The organism is Bacillus sp. MRMR6, from assembly GCF_001940785.1.
In the GTDB taxonomy this organism is placed as follows: Bacteria; Bacillota; Bacilli; order Bacillales; family Cytobacillaceae; genus Neobacillus.
Map to the genome: position 1 here is coordinate 15,741 of NZ_MSLS01000044.1, position 15,838 is coordinate 31,578.

15 protein-coding genes and 1 pseudogene are annotated in these 15,838 nt (G+C 40.6%); 10 read left to right on the forward strand and 6 right to left on the reverse strand.

From position 1 onward, the window contains the following. Positions 1 to 52: 52 nt before the first annotated feature. A complete protein-coding gene (locus BTR25_RS24615; protein ID WP_075690622.1) occupies positions 53 to 1,693 on the reverse strand; it encodes a long-chain-fatty-acid--CoA ligase in 1,641 nt (546 codons plus the stop codon). A 396-nt stretch (positions 1,694 to 2,089) separates the two neighbouring features. Between BTR25_RS24615 and purU the strand changes: the two genes are divergently transcribed. From purU to BTR25_RS24630, 3 genes are all read left to right on the forward strand, one after another. Further along, the gene (gene purU / locus BTR25_RS24620) at positions 2,090 to 2,989 is read left to right on the forward strand and encodes a formyltetrahydrofolate deformylase (protein ID WP_075690623.1); all 900 of its coding nucleotides are present in this window, start codon (positions 2,090 to 2,092) and stop codon (positions 2,987 to 2,989) included. Positions 2,990 to 3,111: 122 nt separating this feature from the next. After that, a complete protein-coding gene (locus BTR25_RS24625) occupies positions 3,112 to 4,278 on the forward strand; it encodes a TraB/GumN family protein (RefSeq protein ID WP_075690624.1) in 1,167 nt (388 codons plus the stop codon). A 353-nt stretch (positions 4,279 to 4,631) separates the two neighbouring features. Continuing rightward, positions 4,632 to 5,048, forward strand: a complete 417-nt coding sequence (locus tag BTR25_RS24630) for a hypothetical protein (RefSeq protein ID WP_075690625.1) — start codon at positions 4,632 to 4,634, stop codon at positions 5,046 to 5,048. Between the two features lie 13 nt (positions 5,049 to 5,061). Here the strand turns inward: BTR25_RS24630 and BTR25_RS24635 are convergent, their stop codons facing one another. Then, the gene (locus tag BTR25_RS24635) at positions 5,062 to 5,637 is read right to left on the reverse strand and encodes a VanZ family protein (protein ID WP_075690626.1); all 576 of its coding nucleotides are present in this window, start codon (positions 5,635 to 5,637) and stop codon (positions 5,062 to 5,064) included. A gap of 106 nt (positions 5,638 to 5,743) precedes the next feature. Here BTR25_RS24635 and BTR25_RS24640 point away from each other — a divergent pair, with 106 nt between their 5' ends. From BTR25_RS24640 to BTR25_RS24655, 4 genes are all read left to right on the forward strand, one after another. Next, on the forward strand, positions 5,744 to 6,169 hold the full coding sequence (locus BTR25_RS24640) for an OsmC family protein (RefSeq protein ID WP_075690627.1): 426 nt from the start codon (positions 5,744 to 5,746) through the stop codon (positions 6,167 to 6,169). 313 nt (positions 6,170 to 6,482) lie between these two features. Then, positions 6,483 to 7,295, forward strand: coding sequence for a hypothetical protein (locus BTR25_RS24645; protein ID WP_075690628.1), 813 nt, complete (start codon positions 6,483 to 6,485; stop codon positions 7,293 to 7,295). 50 nt (positions 7,296 to 7,345) lie between these two features. After that, on the forward strand, positions 7,346 to 8,584 hold the full coding sequence (locus tag BTR25_RS27910; protein WP_175596886.1) for a hypothetical protein: 1,239 nt from the start codon (positions 7,346 to 7,348) through the stop codon (positions 8,582 to 8,584). An 862-nt stretch (positions 8,585 to 9,446) separates the two neighbouring features. Beyond that, complete coding sequence (locus tag BTR25_RS24655; RefSeq protein WP_075690629.1) at positions 9,447 to 11,438, forward strand: S9 family peptidase; 1,992 nt, start codon at positions 9,447 to 9,449, stop codon at positions 11,436 to 11,438. 43 nt (positions 11,439 to 11,481) lie between these two features. Here BTR25_RS24655 and BTR25_RS24660 read toward each other — a convergent pair whose 3' ends face one another. Then, positions 11,482 to 12,726 (reverse strand): ATP-binding protein, encoded by a 1,245-nt coding sequence (locus BTR25_RS24660; RefSeq protein WP_075690630.1) that lies wholly within the window; start codon positions 12,724 to 12,726, stop codon positions 11,482 to 11,484. 221 nt (positions 12,727 to 12,947) lie between these two features. Here BTR25_RS24660 and BTR25_RS24665 point away from each other — a divergent pair, with 221 nt between their 5' ends. Continuing rightward, positions 12,948 to 13,508: a YhcN/YlaJ family sporulation lipoprotein gene (locus BTR25_RS24665; RefSeq protein ID WP_075690631.1), complete on the forward strand. Its 561-nt coding sequence runs from the start codon at positions 12,948 to 12,950 to the stop codon at positions 13,506 to 13,508. 40 nt (positions 13,509 to 13,548) lie between these two features. On the opposite strand, the gene BTR25_RS24670 is transcribed toward BTR25_RS24665, so the two are convergent. After that, the gene (locus BTR25_RS24670; protein WP_075690632.1) at positions 13,549 to 13,833 is read right to left on the reverse strand and encodes a c-type cytochrome; all 285 of its coding nucleotides are present in this window, start codon (positions 13,831 to 13,833) and stop codon (positions 13,549 to 13,551) included. 382 nt (positions 13,834 to 14,215) lie between these two features. Here BTR25_RS24670 and BTR25_RS24675 point away from each other — a divergent pair, with 382 nt between their 5' ends. After that, on the forward strand, positions 14,216 to 14,689 hold the full coding sequence (locus BTR25_RS24675) for a hypothetical protein (RefSeq protein WP_075690633.1): 474 nt from the start codon (positions 14,216 to 14,218) through the stop codon (positions 14,687 to 14,689). Then, positions 14,686 to 15,171, forward strand: a complete 486-nt coding sequence (locus BTR25_RS24680; protein ID WP_075690634.1) for a hypothetical protein — start codon at positions 14,686 to 14,688, stop codon at positions 15,169 to 15,171. The genes BTR25_RS24675 and BTR25_RS24680 overlap by 4 nt, the downstream gene beginning before the upstream one ends. A gap of 146 nt (positions 15,172 to 15,317) precedes the next feature. Here BTR25_RS24680 and BTR25_RS24685 read toward each other — a convergent pair whose 3' ends face one another. Together BTR25_RS24685 and BTR25_RS27295 are read right to left on the reverse strand one after the other, a co-directional pair. Continuing rightward, positions 15,318 to 15,455: a YvrJ family protein gene (locus BTR25_RS24685; protein WP_075690636.1), complete on the reverse strand. Its 138-nt coding sequence runs from the start codon at positions 15,453 to 15,455 to the stop codon at positions 15,318 to 15,320. Between the two features lie 214 nt (positions 15,456 to 15,669). Beyond that, positions 15,670 to 15,838 (reverse strand): annotated as a pseudogene (locus BTR25_RS27295) (IS5/IS1182 family transposase); the annotation flags it as partial.

Here is a 15,838-nt window from a genome sequence, read left to right on the forward strand (position 1 = left end):
GTTGTGTAACCTATTGGTCACACAACCTTTTAACAACAATGCCTATAACATTTTAAACATTAACCTTTGCGAGTACTTCATCGCGGAGCACTCTTCTGAGGAGCTTTCCGACTGATGATTTTGGCAGGTCAGGAAGGATTTCCACTTCCTTAGGTGCCTTATACGGGGCGAGATTTGCTTTGGCAAACTCAATAATTTCTTCGACAGGAAGGGCGTGGCCATCTCCTAGTTTGACAAAAGCCTTAACGGTTTCGCCACGGTAATCATCAGGGATTCCAACAACCAGGACTTCTTCAATGCCTTTTAGCTGATAGAGAACCTCTTCTACCTCACGCGGATATACATTGTAGCCGCTAGCGATAATCATATCCTTTTTCCGGTCAAGGATATAGAAATATCCGTCTTCATCCATGCGTGCAATGTCCCCGGTATGGAGCCAGCCGTTTTTAATCACTTCTTCTGTATCCTTCGGTCGGTTCCAATATCCCTTCATTACTTGTGGACCTTTAATGATCAATTCACCAGCTTCGCCTACAGGAGCATCCACATATACACCGTCTTCTGTTTCACGGACGATTTTTACAATCGTGCTCTGAACTGGAATACCGATGCTGCCATATTTTCGAGGCACAAACGGCGGGTTAAAGATTACGGTCGGCGAGGCTTCCGATAAACCATAGCCGTCCATCAGGGTAGCACCAGTAATTTCTTCAAAGATTTTTGCCTGCTCGACAGGTAATGGTGCCCCGCCGCTGCCGACGAAATACAATTGGTCGAAGCCGCATTCTTTTAGTAATTCTGGCTGGCTGTTTAAGGCAAAGTACATCGTCGGAACGGCGGCGAAGATGAATGGCTTTTCACGTTTGACCGTTTCCATCACTTCCTTGACATCAAAACGCGGCAGCACAATTTGGTTCGCGCCTTCACGAATGCCGCATAAGGCAACACTGGATAGTCCATAGACATGGAACATTGGAAGGACGGTAATCATTTTAAAATTATCTGGGATATCATCGCATGTGTTATAAATAAAATCACAAACTTGGTTGAAGTTAGCAAGGAGGTTATAGTGTGTGAGCATAACACCTTTAGGAACACCGGTGGTTCCGCCGGTATATTGAAGGACAGCGACATCTTCGTGGGGATCGATAGCCGTTTCTTTGAGCGTGACCTCGCCTTGAAGGGTTGCTTCAAAATATTGGTCTTCTTCCGCTAGTGCAATTCTGTCCCCGCCGAAACTTACGACAATCGCTTTTTTCAAGGAGGTGTCTTGCTGAATTTTCTTCACTTTCGGATAGAAGGCATCAAGCATAATCATGTATTTTGCACCAGAGTCGTCAAGTACATAGGCGATTTCTCTTTCCACATACATAGGATTCACTTGGACCGCAATACCGCCTAAACGGAAAATGGCAAAGAGGGTGAAAATATAATGCGGGCAGTTTGGTAGCATAATCGCTACTCGGTCACCTTTTTTAAAGCCTTCTCTATGTAGAGAAGATGCAAGTCGATCCACCATCATCTTGGTTTCATTGTAGCTGAAAACTTTACCATAAAAAGTAAACGCAGCTTTGTCACCAAATTGATTCACAGCATCTTCTAGAAAATCGTAAAGTGATTCATGTTTCAGACTAACATGCTCCTCCACTCTTGGATCATAAAACTTTAACCACGGTTTTTCTTCATAGATCATAATATAACCTCCTAAAAATCTATTTGATTGTGTTCACGAACACTAACCACCTTAAATTATTAAGAGGAACAGCAAAAATGTAAACGTTCTAATCTCGACAGAATACCACAAAAACACAACGATTTTTTATAAAAATAGAACTCTTTCAGCCATTTTCGTATAGAAAAATAGCGAACATTGTCAGAATACCAAACCTAGCAAAATCCTGTTCACAAAACCTTAACAGATAAATGTGAACTTTATTTGACAACAAAGCTGCGACAGCGTGGTGACAGGCACCGCCCGAAGTTTGTCGAATTGAATGCAGTAGATAGTTTGAATTTTCGCTAAAAAGTGTTTTACCTATTCATTGTTTGCCTGTATAATGTTGTTCAATAATTGGAGAGAGGTTTTAAAATGAATTCATATATTAAGGATCAAATTCAAGTGTTTCAAGATCGTAATCAGAATCGGGGCCGTCTGTTGGTCAGTTGTCCTGACCAGCCGGGGATTGTTTCGGCAGTCTCCCAGTTTCTGTTTTCTTATAATGCTAATATTATTGAATCCAGTCAGTATTCTACCAATCCTGAGGGTGGCACTTTTTTCATTCGGATTGAATTTGAATGTCCAGGCCTGAAGGAAAAGGCGACCCTTATGGAGCAGCAGTTTGCAGAAATCGCCGAGAGGTTTTCTATGGAGTGGAATTTCACGCATGTGTATCATATGAAGAATGCTGCAATCTTTGTTTCCAAGGAACTTCATTGCTTGCTAGAGCTGTTATGGGAGTGGCAAAACGGCGACTTGATGGTCGATATCGCGCTCGTTATTAGTAATCACGAACAGGCAAGAGAGGTTGTTGAAGGATTAAATATTCCGTTTTACTATATTCCAGCCAATAAGGAGATTCGTGAGCAGGTAGAGGAACAACAGCTCCAGCTATTAAAAGAACATGACATCGATTTCGTCGTCTTGGCGCGGTATATGCAAATTTTAACCTCTAAATTCGTCGCTGCAAATCCGAATAAGATTATCAATATCCACCACTCCTTCTTACCGGCGTTTGTGGGAGCAAGACCTTATGAGCGTGCCTATGACCGCGGTGTGAAACTAATTGGAGCGACTTCACACTACGTTACGAATGATCTCGATGAAGGTCCGATTATTGAACAGGATATCAGCCGAGTAGACCACCGCGATCATGTGGATAGCTTGAAAAAAATCGGCCGCCGTATTGAACGGAGTGTATTGGCCCGTGCCGTAAAATGGCACCTAGAAGACCGAATCATCGTCCATCAAAATAAGACAATTGTTTTCTAAAATAGAAAGAAGAATCGACTATAATGTGGTAAGCTAGAGTTATGTTTTTAACTCTAGCTTTTTTACTAGCAGAAAATGAATTAAACATAGCACTACTATTAAATTGATGAAGGAAGTAGATTATGTCGGAAGAGAATATAACAAGAATTCATCTTGAGAATAAAGAAATCATCCTAGTAGGTACTGCTCACGTTTCTAAACGCAGTGCGGAGCAGGTGAAGGAAGTAATTGAGCAAGAACGTCCAGATTCAGTTTGTATCGAATTAGATGAACAGCGCTATAAATCAATTCAAGATGGAAGCAAGTGGAAGGAAACCGATATTTTTAAAATTATTAAAGAAAAGAAAGCGCCTTTATTGTTAATGAACCTGGCCATTTCTTCCTTTCAAAACCGTTTGGCTAAGCAGTTTGATACCAAGCCTGGCCAGGAAATGATTCAAGGAATTGAATCGGCAAAGGAAATAGGCGCAGAGCTTGTATTAGCTGACCGTAATATCCAAACTACTTTTTCTCGGATTTGGAGCAATATTGGCATTTGGGGAAAAGGGCAGCTGCTCACCGCTATTTTCTATAGTATTTTCAATAAAGAGTCGATCTCCGAAGAAGAACTTGAGAAAATGAAGACCCAGGATACCTTAAATGCAGCGCTTGCCGAAATTTCAGAGGCTTTTCCGAAATTAAAGATACCTTTAATTGATGAACGTGATCAATATTTGGCTCAAAAAATCAAGGAAGCGCCCGGGGAAAAAATCGTCGCCGTTCTTGGTGCAGCACATGTCCCTGGGATAACGAAAGAAATCCACAAAGAACATGACCTAAGAGAGTTAACAAAAATCAAACCAAAATCAAGGATGCCTAAAATCCTTGGCTGGGCAATCCCAGCGGTTATTGTTGCCCTGATCGCGATTACCTTTTTTCTCAATCCTTCAACTGGGATGGATCAAGCGATTAGCTGGATTTTATGGACAGGTGTTCTTTCAGCCATAGGTGCAATGCTTGCTTTTGGTCACCCGCTTACCGTTTTGTCTGCCTTCTTGGCTGCACCGATTACCACGCTGCATCCGCTGTTAGCAGCCGGATTTATCGCGGGGATTGTACAAGGCTATTTCCAGCGGCCTAATGTTGGTGATTTCCAAATGCTCTCAGAAGACGTGTTTACGATTAAAGGCTTTTGGCGTAACAAAGTGACTAGAGTATTGCTCGTGATCGTCCTAGCAAATCTAGGCGCTTCTTTAGGAACCTTTATCGGCGGTGCCGACGTCATCCGGATGTTCTTTAATAACTTTTAAAACAAATCCCTTCATCCACGATGAGGGGATTTTTTGTTGTTTTGTGTGGAAATAAATACAGTAAACTAGTCCTTCCTTACGACAAACTTTTTGGACCAAAATACGCCTAGATTCGTTTAATCAAAAGGGTTAGGACAGGATTAATCAAATGTTTGATTAACAAATATTCCCGGGGAAATTGTCGAGGAATGTTCAGATAAATGTCTCTTTGAAAGAATACAGACACATAAACTCTTCTGTGTGTTTTTTTCTCTGCGTAAAAGGGCTAATTTTAAAAATGTCTAGAATTGGCGATAAATAGGATAGAGTATACGAATTGAACGGAATAGGTCGATCTTTCAGGAGGTGTAGGTTTGGAGGAGCTGAAGTATTTAGAACCAACAGAGCTGCTTGAAAAAATATATGCGACGCTATGTTCAGAATACGAGGATGAACAGCATTATGACAAAGAACAGGACCAGCAGGAAATCAGCATCTCAAAAAAACGGTTAACGAAAAAGGTGTTTAATGAGTTTGTCGTTGATGAAGAGTATTTCCTTACGATGGATAGCAAGAAGTTCAAAGAACAATACCAGTTGTTCGAAAAAGACTTCTTAAAGCTGATCACAGGCTGCGGGGAAAATGGAATTGCCTATGAGACCTTTATCGAAATAATCGATGACCTAGTTGCCTGTGCAAAGTTTCGTGTTAATGCCTTTGAAAAGCTCAAGGAGGAAATCGGCAAGGCTCATGAAGCGAGTGAAGAAGAGGTGGAGGAGGATGAAGAATAGTCCTCATCCCAGGCTAATTAATGGTTAAAACTTTTTTAACAAGCGGGTAAAAGAGATACCCTAGGCAGACTCCCAGTACGTTCAAAATTAGATCATCAATATCCAAACTTCCTCTTTTAGTAAGATATTGCAGACCTTCGATGATGCTAATCGAACAAATTGCAATAACGATCAGCTGCCTTAGTTTAGGGTGCTCTCTAATTAAGCAATAGTACAAACCAAACGGAATAAATAGACCGATATTCGCGGCTAAATTATAGATGCTAATCAATGGTGACACATGACCAGAAAGGTAGTACAGCACCATTTCGAACGGAACCAGATTGATCTCGCCGTAGCTTTGGTTCTTTGGCCTGTAAAAAAGTAAGATTAACAATCCTAAAGAATATAGTGCGGTTAAGGAGTGAAGGACAATCATTGGGATGCTGATCTTTTCGTTTTTTACCAAGGCATTCACGAATAAAAAAGAGATAGTTAGACAGAACCAAACAACCGCAATGACTATAGGGTGCAGATAGGCGGTGAGTTTCAGCCAAATCGGTAAAGAAAGTATAAAGGTAATTTGAGCATAGGCAAAACTTCGAATCATAGCACATCAGTTCCTCAAGCATTTTAGTATAAACTATCTTAACATTCATAACCTAAACAAGGTATAGTAAGGATAGTAAAAATATCCAAAAAGGGGATTGTGTGTAATGGAATTATCGGTTAAATGGAATGGCGATATGGCTTTTTCGGGAGTTGCTCCTTCTGGACATGAAATTAAAATGGATGCGGCGGCAGAGGTAGGCGGTCAAAATACAGGTCCACGGCCAACAGAATTACTATTAAATGCGGTAGCAGGCTGTACTGGTATCGATATTATCTCGATCTTGAAAAAAATGCGTATAGAGGTTACTGGCTTTCAAATGGATGTGAAGGGAGAAAGGGCGGATGATCATCCGAAAAAATTCACCCATATCCATGTGCATTATGCCCTTGAAGGGGACTTGCCTGAAGAAAAGGTAGTCCGTGCGATTAAGTTATCGAAGGATACATACTGCTCAGTGTCACATTCACTAAGTGCAGAGTTAACGGTAAGCTATTCAATTAATGGCATGAAAGGCGAGCAAACTTTATAAAAACGAAGGTAACCATCCTAGATTTTGGATGGTTTTTCTTATTTAAAAAGAAGAATCTTTCATCGGCAAGATTCTTCTTGAAATGCGCACTAGGTTCGTTTTTTTATGAGGGTTTGGAGTGTTATTAATCAAACGTTGGATTAGAAAGAATCATGGCAAATGTTGTCGATAGAAAGTCCTAGTCTATTAGAAATCAGGGAGATTTGTCACAAGGTTTACTAGGTTGAAAGAATCGTTTGAAAGAATTACGGACAGAAGTGTTTTAACACCCTCGAATATTGTCCGTGAACGATTGTTGAGAGGGGGTGAAATTTTGAACTTCCGCCAATTTCTTATATCAGGTCTGGTCGTAGGAGCAGCGATGCTTGTACCAGACATGGCTTTTGCGGAGAAGCCAAATGGTGTGCAGCATCCTCAAAAGGCTAACATCGAGGCAAAGGCTTCTGTTAAATCAAATAATGAAAAACTAGATAGTGTTAGTGTCCAGGCAGGTTCGTCTGCAAATGCTAGTTTAGCAGATGAACGAGGAAAGATTAGTGAAAAGTCTGCAGCCCCACCAAAGGTAGTTGAGGAGCAGCATTCAAAAGGTCAGGATCGACAACCTGCCGTTTCTGACAAGGCATCCCAGGTGCTTGATCGTATGCCGGAACAAGCGAAAGGGAAGGTTCAGTCTGCTGTCAAGAAGACGGAGAAGGAGCTTGATGCTAGAAAAGCAAATGACCTGGATATCAGTAGCAAGCTAACCATTATAAATAGTGAGCCGGAACCTAAAATCCAAAGTCCTGTTGTACCTGTTGAGGGTTCGAGCCAAGATGAATTTTCGGAACCACCAGTACAGATTGCAGTACAGGAGGAAGAGAATTCTGTTAACCGTGAAAAGCTCCCTGATGTCAATCAGGTGCCGAAACCAACGCAACGGACAGGCCACTCTAGCGGTCACTCGAATGAGCGAATTCAAGGTGGAATAAATACATTAAGCTTGGTGGATAAATGGTTTGAATGGGATACGAGCTACGAAATTCTATTGGTCGAGCCGTTCCTATCTCGGCTTTCGTTAATGAACAACCAATGGGTGAATGCACCGCCATCACCACCGCCGCAGAAAGCTTCTTTATTAAAAGTGTAAACCATTGCGAATAGCCACGGAACATGATAATAAAAGGAGCGAATTAAAAAATGAAACATTATTTAAACCCTAAAAAATTAGCTAAATCTTTTGTGCTTGCTGGAGCATTATCATTCGGAGTTCTTGCAGGAGGCCAGTTTACTGATGCGGCCGGTCCAGACCATGGTAAAGCGAATCAAGCAGCACAGGGAAAAGGCAACGCAAAAGTTGAAGTAAAGGCTAGTGTGCCAGCAGTTAAGGTACAAGCTAAAAATGAAGTGAACGTAAAGGTTAAAGATGAAAAAGCAAGTAAATCACAAGCGAGTGTAAATGCGAGTGAAACGGCAAAAATGCATGCTGCCCCAAACTCAGCCGTTCATGGCAAGGGTGAAAAAGTGGAAGAGGATGTAGTTGAACCTGTGGTAACAGAAGAGGTCGTTTCTGAAGAAGCACCTGTTGAAGAAGTGGTTGAGCTAGAGGTGGAAGTAATGGAAGAGGCAGAAGTTGATGCTGAATCTTCACCTGAATCTGAAGAAGCGACAGATGCTTCAAGCGAAGTAGCTGCGAAAACTGAAGAAGATGAAGAAGCTGGTAAAGAAGAGGAAGTTGATTTGGATTCCGATTCAGTGGTAAGAACGGAAGAGGAAGAAGAGTCTGACGAAGATTCTGATTCTGAGTCAATCGACCTTAATCCTGATGCAGTTGTGAAGACGGAAGAGGACGAGGAAGATGCTAATGAAGATGCATCTGACGAAGACAGCAAAGAAGCTAAAAAAGTAAACCCATCTGCAGCAAACAAAGCAAAGTCACAGGCTAGCCTGCATGCAAGTGCAACAGCAAAGGCACATGCTGCCCCTAATTCGGCGGTACATGCTGGAGCAGTTGTAGTTGAAGAGGAAGCGACAGAAGAAGTTGTAACTGAAGAAGAAGCAACGGAAGAAGTTGTAACTGAAGAAGAAGCGACAGAAGAAGTTGTAACTGAAGAAGAAGCAACGGAAGAAGTTGTAACTGAAGAAGAAGCAACAGAAGAAGTTGTAACTGAAGAAGAAGCAACAGAAGAAGTTGTAACGGAAGAAGAAGCAACAGAAGAAGTTGTAACGGAAGAGGAAGCGACAGAAGTAAACCCTTCTGCAGCGAACAAAGCTAAAGCTCAAGCAAGTGTTAAAGCTAGCGCTATTGCGAAAGAACGTGCAGCAGCACATTCAGCAGTCTTAGCTGAAACAGATGTTGAGGTTGAAGCTTCATTAGAAGAAGCAACTGAAGTGGTAATCTCTGAAGAAACTGATGTTATCGTACCTGTAAAAGAGTAATTGATTTTTATATGATGAAGGTTATGGCTCACTAGATTTCATTTGAAATCTAGTGGGCTTTTTTCATTGTAGTGAATTAGAGGAATTAGTTGCGGATAGCCGAATTAGTTGCGGATACCTGAATTTAGTTGCGGGTAACCGAATTTAGTTGCGGATACCCGGAATTAGTTGCGGATAGCTGAATTTAGTTGCGGATACCCGGAATTAGTTGCGGATAGCTGAATTTAGTTGTGGATACCCGAATTTAGTTGCGGATAGCTGAATTTAGTTGCGGATAACCGAATTTAGTTGCGGATAGCTGAATTTAGTTGCGGATAACCGAATTTAGTTGCGGATAGCTGAATTTAGTTGCGGGTAGCCGAATTTAGTTGCGGATACCCGGAATTAGTTGCGGATACCTGAATTTAGTTGCGGGTAACCGAATTTAGTTGCGGATACCCGGAATTAGTTGCGGATAGCTGAATTTAGTTGCGGATACCCGGAATTAGTTGTGGATAGCTGAAAATACTAGCGGTCCTCTATTCTAGATTCTCAAAAAGGTGTAGTTCCATCAAGAAACTTTTCTACCTGTAAAATATGGAATGAAACTGACTAAAGGAAGTATGCACTGTGAAAATTTACCGAGTTGGAAAAACGGTTGGTAATCGGAATCAACACCGTCTATCTGAATATTCATCAATGGATTATCTTGGTGCCGATGATTTTCTTTATGATTACCAGCATTAGTGCTGCTTTTATTAATGGCAGTATAAAGGCATATATTCAAAAAAGAACAATGATGAAAAATAAAAAATTATTGCAGGATATTTATTTCAAATGTCGAAATTGTTTGTGAATATGTTTTTCCAAGGAGGCAGCATTGATGACGACAGCAAAAAGAGGGATAGTGTCAGACGATTTATTTCAGTTAACTTCAGTAACGAATCCACAGTTCGCACCCGATGGACAATCTTTTGTTTATGTCCAGACAACGATTGACGAAGAGAAGGATGAGTATATTTCAAATTTATATGTTCAAAGATTAGAAGATAAAAAACCAGTTCAATGGACATTTGGAACAGCGAGAAACCATTCACCGCGGTGGTCACCGGATGGAACGCAACTCGTGTTTATTTCGACCCGAACAGGTAAGAGCCAAATTTTTGTGCTCGGGATAAACGGCGGTGAGGCGAGACAAATTACTTTTCTATCAAGCGGGGTAAGCAATCCCATTTGGTCACCAGACGGGAAAAAATTAGCCTTTACAACGCCCTTAAAGCAAGACCAAACCGTGTTTGATCAAGAGGAAGAGAAGAAGCCAGAAAGATTAGCTGCACTCGAAGTAACGAAAATGAAATATAAATCAGATGGTGAAGGTTTTTGGAAGGGGCATTACCGGCAGGCGGCAGTAGTAGATGTGGATAGCGGAGAGTTAACACAGCTTACAGATCGTGATTATAGTGTGAGTGTCTATGATTGGTCTCCAGATGGAAAATACCTTGCAGTTGGTGCGGATACCGCAGAAAATAGTGATTTGTCATTTACATATGATGTTTATTTATTAGAGGTTGAAAAGAAAGCCATGAGACTTGTAACAGATGGCTCGGGCTATTTTGGCAGTGTTGCCTGGTCACCAGATGGACGATATCTCGGAATGGTTGGGCACCGCCGTGAATTTGAAAATGCCACCCATGCAAAAATTTGGCTATACCCGCTCGATACGAAGGAATTAACCTGTATGACGCCGAGTGATTTTGATGCTTCGGTGGGTGATTGTATTGTTGGTGACTTCCAGCAAGGTGCGAGTACTCCTGGTTTGATTTGGACGAAGGATAGTCAGGGCTATTATTTTATTGCATCAGAGCATGGAAATACAAATATTTATTACGGTCATGTAAACGGTGTGATGGAGCCGATCCTTGTTGGTGAGCAGCATGTGTACGGTCTAACGGTTGATTCAGCGTCACAAAAAGCGATTGCCGCAATCAGTACTGGGGATAAGCTTGGTGACTTATGGTTGTATTCACTAACAGGTGAACATGATGCTGAAAAATTAACCGCTGTAAATGATGTATTTTTAGAGAACATTGTCTTGTCTAATCCAGAAGCGATTGAGTTTGAAGGTGCTGATGGCTGGAAGGTTCAGGGATGGCTGATGAAGCCGATTGGTTTTGAGAAAGGCAAGAAGTATCCTTTGCTGCTTGAGATTCATGGCGGTCCACATGCGATGTATGGGAATACATTCATGAATGAGTTTCAAATGTTAGCGGCAAAAGGGTATGCGGTGTTGTATGTAAATCCAAGGGGCGGTCATGGCTATGGTCAGGAATTCGTGGATGCAGTCCGCGGGGATTATGGCGGCGGTGATTATCAAGATTTAATGCGGGCGGTAGATTATGTGCTGGAAAAGTTTGATTTCATTGATGCTGACAAACTTGGCGTTACCGGTGGAAGCTACGGCGGCTTTATGACCAATTGGATTGTCGGTCATACGAACCGCTTTAAGGCTGCGGTGACCCAGCGTTCGATTTCAAACTGGATCAGTTTTTATGGAGTAAGTGATATCGGCTATTACTTCACAGAGTGGCAGATTGGCACAGATTTAAGTGACATTCAAACGCTTTGGAAGCATTCGCCGCTTGCATATGTAAATCAGGTGGATACGCCATTATTGATTCTTCATAGTGAAAAGGATTACCGATGCCCAATTGAGCAGGCGGAGCAGTTATTTATAGCTTTGAAAAGGCTAGGAAAGAAGACGATGTTTGTCCGCTTTCCAGAGGAAAATCATGAGCTATCTAGAAGCGGGAAGCCGAGTCTGCGGAAAAGCAGGCTGGACTATATCATTAACTGGTTTGAGGAGTATATTGATTGATAGAATAAGAGCCGGGTTTTTAAAGCCTGGCTCTTTCCGTTTACTAAATTGAATGACTCCATTTTTTCTTTAATAATGGCTGGGTAATCGTGGGAAGAATAACGTCAATTGTTGTCCCTTCGCCTAGTTTACTGTGAATAGTCAGCTCTCCGTTATGACTTTCAATAATTTTAAAGCAGGTCATCAAACCAAGTCCAGTCCCTTTTTCCTTCGTTGTATAAAAAGGCTCGCCTAGGGTCGTAATCCTCTCTTCTGGGATACCAACTCCCTCATCAATAAATTGCACGGAGATTTTTCCTTCTTCTTTTGAGTGTATTTTTACAAAGATATTTCCGCCATTTGGCATGGCCTCGATGGCGTTTTTTAAAAGATTGAGAAATACTTGTTTTAACTGGTTTTCTTCACAGCTAATGGCAGGCAGATCACTCTCATACTCTACGAAAATTTGAACGTTGGTTAAAATAGACTGAGTGCTGATCAGAGTAACCACATCACGGATGAGTTCTTTTATATCTTTTTCAATGAATACAGAGGCGGTTGGTTTAGCGAGAACAAGGAATTCTCCTACAATACTATTGATTCGTTCGAGCTCGCTTAACACGATGTCGTAATATTCATCTTGCATGTGGTTCGATTTAAATAGCTGCACAAAACCTTTAATGGAGGTAAGCGGATTGCGGATTTCATGGGCGATTCCGGCTGCCATCTGCCCTAAGAGGGCCAGCTTTTCTGATTTTTGTAATAGTCGGTCTGTTTGCTCTTTACGGTCAGTGATGTCCTTGCCAATCGTTAAAATCGCGTCTTTCCCGCCATAGGAAATAAACAAGGAAGAGCTTTCAAAGAAAAATCTGCTCCCATCCATACGGATAAATTTATATTCAATATGGGTTAAAGGATGTTTTTCCTTTTTGATTTGTTTTAATCTCTGAATCATTCGATCTTTATATTCATCTACTACGTAGTTGAAAATGGAGGTGCCAATCAGTCCTTCCTTATTAGTAGCACCAATCATCATCATGGCCGCATCATTGACATAAATAACCCGGTCATTACAGTGGATAATGATGGATTCAGGCAGTGAATCAATCAACTTCTTATAGCTTTCCTCACTGGCGCGGGCCTGTTTAGCATAAGATCTCGCCAAATCTATCTGCCAGCCAACGAACCAGCCTATTAATGTAAAAAGAAAAAAGTCAAAGGTAAAGAAACGATCATGACCTAGAAGCGTTTGATAGGCGTTAAATAATAGGGAAAGGCAGACTAAAGTAATTTGGCCAATTTTATTCATAAACTATCCTCTTACACGGTATATTTGTCTCTATCATATCACAAAATAATTAAATTCTTACAGAAAATAGGAAATTATATCCTTGAATAAAAAGGATGATATGGCGATTTTTGGAACGTTTTACTTGATTACACCAAAATTTAATAAATCCTCCAAAAAACTACATAAAAAATGCCAATATAGGTAATTGTAAGCTTGAACTAAGTTTAGGAGGAAAATCAATGAAGGTTGCTAAACTGATTGTAAACTGCATAGTCATACTTGCCATTATTTCAGGATGTAATATGAACGACCAAGGAAGAGCTGTCGACCCACCAGGCGATATGAATAACCAGCATGTTGGGGCTCGTCGTGATGCGGAGCATGCTTTAGGAAATACAAACATGAATCAGTTAAATACTAATCTTGCTAATACCAACACTAATACTAATACTAGATCGAAAGCTGGCTTACGGGCTCCGACAGAAGCTCGAGAAAAGATTGAGTCAATGCCCCAGGTTAAACATGCTACAGTCATCGTATCGAATCGCAATGCTTTTGTTGCAGTCCAAATGGAAAATGAGTTTAATGGGGAAGTCACTACCGTTGTCGAGGATGAGATTGCTGAGAATGTTTGGGCGACTACAGAGAACGTTCGAAATGTTTACGTTTCAAGTAATCAAGATTTTTTTAATCTTATGAGAGATTATGAAGGAATCGTACGGAGCGGTAAAGTAACACAAGGCTTATCTACTGAATTTAATCAATTGACCCATAGGGTTTTTCAGGATCATCTTAGGTAATCAAAAAGCCAGGAAATCAACTTCCTGGCTTTTTCTAGTATTAATTCTCCATCAGCCATTTGGTAACAATTAGAGCTTCTTCTTCAGACAACAGCTTACCAGGCATCATCCCAACGCCTTCGTTAATTAACTTAAGCAGTTCTTCCTCAGAAAATTTATTGCTCATATTAAGGACTGGCGGTCCTGCAGCACCTTCTAAATTTTCACCATGACAATTTAAGCAGCTTAAATTATAAAGTCCTTCACCATCGGTTGGTCTTGGCCCATCAGACGCGTTCGCTGAGCAGCCGGTCACGAATAATAGCAATAGAGCAGAAATAGCCATAGTTTTTTCATGATGTTTCCTCCAATATAGGATTGTATTTGAAATCAAGGGAAATGAGGCATGTAAGTTCAGGGGGATGGATAAACCTCACTAATATGATTATAAAAGGAAAAAAGGTGTTAATAGGGGTGTATTCTTGACTATTCTCGTACAATTTACGGTGCCTGTCACCATGATAAAAAAGATCCGACATAGTTTTGTCGGACCAGAAGAGAGATGTTTTTGGGGGGGTTATGAAAAAGTATTCGTTCTTCACATAGACATCTTATCCTGAAATTATGAACAAATCATGACGAAAGGTTGAAGTAGTTATTAAAATATGTATGTATCAAGTGATCCAAAAGAAGCCAATCTATAGGTAAAAACGTTTATTGGAGGCTTTATGGGATTTGTTGTTTTTTTCTTTCTAGCCTGGCTTGTTGTCTCCAGCTTTGTCGTTATCAGAAAAAGGCTGTCCATTGTTGAAAACACGGTAATTTTCTTAGTCATACTCATTGTGAGTATTAACTTTTCTTGGATTATGATGGAAGAATTTGAGTTCATTAAACCTACTAAAGTGGGAATTGACTATACAGCCTTCCTGCTTAACCGCAGTGTCATTACCCCGCTTATCATGGTCATACTCCTTAATCTTTTTCCATGGGGGAAATCAGTGATTAGTAAAGGGCTTTTAGTTGTATATGCGGTAATCGTGATGCTCTGTCTCAGTAACCTGTCTATATTCCTTAAAATTACTAAATTCTCTAATTGGAATTATGGGTACGAAGCAGTTTATTACTTCTTGCTTGCCGTGATTGCGGTAGCTACTAGCAAAATCTTTAGAAGATTTTCTCGAAATGGGGAAAGAGCTACATGATTTTATGGGAGACTTTTGATAAAAATGAAATCTACATTCTGGTCAGTTTAGTTGTTGCGTACGGTGCCTTTTTCTTTCTTCCCAAAAGGCTGCCTCGGGAAATTACAATTATGTTTCTTGTCTGGGGATTTGCCAGCTCTACTCTCTTTGATTTTACGATCGGCGGGGGCCTTCTTGATTTCTATAAGGTAAATGATTCAAATAAATACGAGCTTTCGGACTTGCTCACGTACTTTTTGTTTGCACCTATCAGTTATTTTTTCATCTACTTTTATGAGAGATTTAAGATTAACAAAAATAGGTTTATTTTCTATATTCTTGGCTGGGCTTTGGTTGGTTTAGGGATGGAAGTGGTCTCTCGCTGGATGGGGCTAACGCACTATCAAAAGGGCTATGATATTGAATATTCCTTTGTGGTATTTTTGGTCGTGCAAACGACTACTGCACTTTACTATGAATTCGTTAAGAGTAAACGGGTTTAAACAAAAAAAGGTCCGGCATTTAGGCCGGACAATCTATATATTACAGGGGAGTTATGAAAAAGGTTTCTTTCCATTCTTCTATCCTACTGGATATATATTAATAAATGATGAACAAACCATTAAGTTTTTCTTAAAAAGTGTTCTTTTCAATTCCTCATTCGGTCAGGAAGATTTTGAATCGATTGGACGACCATATCTAGCTTTGTTTCTATACGATATAGCAGATACAGGGTCACGACGATGGGAAATCCTACTTCGCTAATGATGGGAATGATCTGCTCCACGATGTTTGCTCCTTTCTCTATTAGATTTTTGCGAAATCCGCTCGCTTTCCGCAGGCTCACCTGTGAGCCTCCTCGGTCGTTCCGAGAGGGCACTGAAGAACTTCCGTTTTTTATATTTTATAAATAAGGAAAAGACATTATGGATGAAAAAAGACAAAAAAAGCAACTTCCTACCGAAATTCGAAGGAAAGTTGCTTATACCTCTGCCTATTTCCTATTCTTTTTCATTAAGAAGTTTTATTATCCGTTTGAGATTGACAGCGAATATGGTTGTGGCTCCTTGAATTTCCATACCAAATAAACCCGAGGATTTGGCTGTTTCAAAACCGTGCCCATGCTTGAGTTCACTATTTTTTGCTTCAATTTTATAGCGGTTTTTTGCC

Excerpts from the sequence above, each read along its gene's own strand:
- BTR25_RS24615 (WP_075690622.1), bottom strand. The coding sequence starts at position 1,693 with ATGATCTATGAAGAAAAACCGTGGTTAAAGTTTTATGATCCAAGAGTG.
- purU (WP_075690623.1), top strand. The coding sequence starts at position 2,090 with ATGAATTCATATATTAAGGATCAAATTCAAGTGTTTCAAGATCGTAAT.
- BTR25_RS24625 (WP_075690624.1), top strand. The coding sequence starts at position 3,112 with ATGTCGGAAGAGAATATAACAAGAATTCATCTTGAGAATAAAGAAATC.
- BTR25_RS24635 (WP_075690626.1), bottom strand. The coding sequence starts at position 5,637 with ATGATTCGAAGTTTTGCCTATGCTCAAATTACCTTTATACTTTCTTTA.
- BTR25_RS24640 (WP_075690627.1), top strand. The coding sequence starts at position 5,744 with ATGGAATTATCGGTTAAATGGAATGGCGATATGGCTTTTTCGGGAGTT.
- BTR25_RS27910 (WP_175596886.1), top strand. The coding sequence starts at position 7,346 with ATGAAACATTATTTAAACCCTAAAAAATTAGCTAAATCTTTTGTGCTT.
- BTR25_RS24655 (WP_075690629.1), top strand. The coding sequence starts at position 9,447 with ATGACGACAGCAAAAAGAGGGATAGTGTCAGACGATTTATTTCAGTTA.
- BTR25_RS24660 (WP_075690630.1), bottom strand. The coding sequence starts at position 12,726 with ATGAATAAAATTGGCCAAATTACTTTAGTCTGCCTTTCCCTATTATTT.
- BTR25_RS24665 (WP_075690631.1), top strand. The coding sequence starts at position 12,948 with ATGAAGGTTGCTAAACTGATTGTAAACTGCATAGTCATACTTGCCATT.
- BTR25_RS24670 (WP_075690632.1), bottom strand. The coding sequence starts at position 13,833 with ATGGCTATTTCTGCTCTATTGCTATTATTCGTGACCGGCTGCTCAGCG.
- BTR25_RS24675 (WP_075690633.1), top strand. The coding sequence starts at position 14,216 with ATGGGATTTGTTGTTTTTTTCTTTCTAGCCTGGCTTGTTGTCTCCAGC.
- BTR25_RS24680 (WP_075690634.1), top strand. The coding sequence starts at position 14,686 with ATGATTTTATGGGAGACTTTTGATAAAAATGAAATCTACATTCTGGTC.